Origin of the sequence: Nostoc sp. CHAB 5715, assembly GCF_020829685.1 — a bacterium.
Lineage (GTDB): Bacteria > Cyanobacteriota > Cyanobacteriia > Cyanobacteriales > Nostocaceae > Nostoc.
Window position 1 is genome coordinate 1 of the sequence record NZ_JAIVFR010001152.1, and the last position, 2,147, is coordinate 2,147.

At 38.7% G+C, this 2,147-nt stretch carries 3 protein-coding genes; 2 read left to right on the forward strand and 1 reads right to left on the reverse strand.

Annotated elements, in window-relative coordinates; translation table 11 throughout:
- Window positions 1-317: 317 nt before the first annotated feature.
- The gene (locus tag LC574_RS37070) at window positions 318-482 is read right to left on the reverse strand and encodes a hypothetical protein (protein ID WP_167407613.1); all 165 of its coding nucleotides are present in this window, start codon (window positions 480-482) and stop codon (window positions 318-320) included.
- A gap of 639 nt (window positions 483-1,121) precedes the next feature.
- On the opposite strand from LC574_RS37070, the gene LC574_RS37075 reads away from it, so the two are divergent.
- Both LC574_RS37075 and LC574_RS37080 read left to right on the forward strand, forming a co-directional pair.
- The gene (locus tag LC574_RS37075) at window positions 1,122-1,616 is read left to right on the forward strand and encodes an NUDIX hydrolase (protein ID WP_229458614.1); all 495 of its coding nucleotides are present in this window, start codon (window positions 1,122-1,124) and stop codon (window positions 1,614-1,616) included.
- 223 nt (window positions 1,617-1,839) lie between these two features.
- Window positions 1,840-2,147 (forward strand): alpha/beta fold hydrolase (locus tag LC574_RS37080; RefSeq protein WP_229458615.1); only part of this gene is annotated, 308 nt, incomplete at its 3' end.

The following is a 2,147-nucleotide window of genomic DNA, read 5'->3' on the forward strand; positions in this document are numbered from 1 at the left end:
TTGCATCCAAAGACAACCCCCTGAAAGAAGCGCGATCGCGCCCTCTGAATTGTGGCTTCTACTTACTTACTTCAGTTCTCTATCATACCTTCATTTGGTGACTTTCTTAAACACCTACCCTTGAAAGAGGGGGAGCAGGGGGAGAAGAACTATTGATTATTGACCAATGCCCCATGCCCAATGCCCAATGCCCAATGCCCAATGCCCAATGCCCAATGCCCCATGCCCAATGCCCAATGCCCAAAAATAAATAAGGGCGTACAAATGTACGCCCTAAAAAATAAATAATCTAAATAACAAGGATTTAAGCAGACAGCTTATTCAGTGTCAGCTGCTGCTGCTCCTTCTTCTTCTTCACTCTTTGGTGGTCTTTGTTGGAACCTTCTCTGCATTCTTCCTGTAGTAGTCCGTTTACGAAACTTTCTGGCATACGCCTGGTTCCGTAGCGCCTTTTCTTTTTTCGGGTTACGGCGCTTGGCCATGTTCACCTCATTAATAAACAACAAAAAAGTAGCAACTAGGCATCACGTAGGCAATATCAGTTACCAATGTTATTGATATACTTGTAGCCTAGTGCAGCAATAAATACGCTTTAAACAGTGTACTAGTCTATCGCATTCAACCTTGCTCTGTCAAGAAGAATTTAGAATTATCCCCACCAGCTAGACGAAAAATACCTTTTATTTAATTCCAATTCGTTAAATAGATGTAAATTAGCTAACTAGTTGTTGTTCTTGGAACAAACTAATCAATATTATCAAGAATTAGGTGACGGTCTCAAACCCTGCTTAATTGTCTCTTCTAAATTTGGGATTCAAACTTATCATTTAGATTATTTTTTTGAATGTGTGCTGAAAAACTATTAGTGATAGCTAGTTTGGGCAAGGTTAATGTTAGTTTTAAACTGAAAAACTTTCTGATTTAGCAAACTTTATGTATATATGAATACAGTGCTTCTCTTGAAACTTGATGTTAGAATCAATAATATTCTACGTAAATCGTGAGAATAAAATCTCAAACCGCAAACATTTGTGTATAAAACAAAACTCAAGAAAAATTTAATTAGTTGAGTTTATGTAAGTGGTAGAGAGCTATAGAATACAATACAAAAATTTTGAAGATTGAACGTTATTGCTTTTTTTCCGGCAGCTGTCCAGTCCACACGTAGCTTATGGCGTATTGGACAAACAGTATTGGGTATTATATTTCGTCATCCCATTACTGGCACTAGTATTATCCCAATTTTACCCGATGGTCGCATAGTACTGATCCGGCGGCGTGATGATGGTCTTTGGGCATTGCCTGGAGGCATGGTGGATTGGGGAGAAGATATTCCCAACACAGTCCGCCGAGAATTGATCGAGGAAACCGGGCTAGAATTGGTGAAAATTAATCGTTTGGTAGGAGTTTACTCCGCACCAGACCGCGATCCCAGAATCCATTCAATTTGTGTTGTGGTTGAAGCTGAGGTACATGGGACAATGAAAATTCAGGATACTTTGGAAGTCATGGAAATTCAAGCTTTCTCTCCCAATTTGTTACCTTCAGGACAGATGTCTCACGACCATACCCGGCAGTTGCAAGACTACTTGAATGGCTTGACAACACTGGCATAACAATATTTAGTCATTTGTCATTTGTCATTTGTCATTTACCGCCAAAGTATATGATCTAAGCAAGCTTCTCTAGGAGACGCTATGTTTCGACTCTGCTCAACATAAATTCGCGTTTGGCTCATACTTCTGTGTTTGTAATTTGTCCAAAACTAATTACTAATGACCAATGACTAATGACCAATGACTATTTATTATGGTGCTAAAAGTTAACTACTAAATTAAAATGAATATACTATTCCGTAACTCCCGGATAAAGCTCTCTCAAGGGCTGATATTTTGGCGTGAAGTCGGTGAAAAAACTCCTATAATTTTTTTACATGGTGCTTGGAATGAGAGCAGTCAATGGTTATCTGTGATGGAGTCCCTTGCACAAGATTTCCATTGCTTTGCACTTGATTTGTTAGGGTTTGGTGAATCAGAAAATCCTAATATTCACCATTCAATAGATTTACAAGTAGAGTGTTTGGCTGAGTTTATGCAAGCTGTCAAGCTAGAAAAAGTCTATTTAGTAGGGAGTTACGGAATAGTATA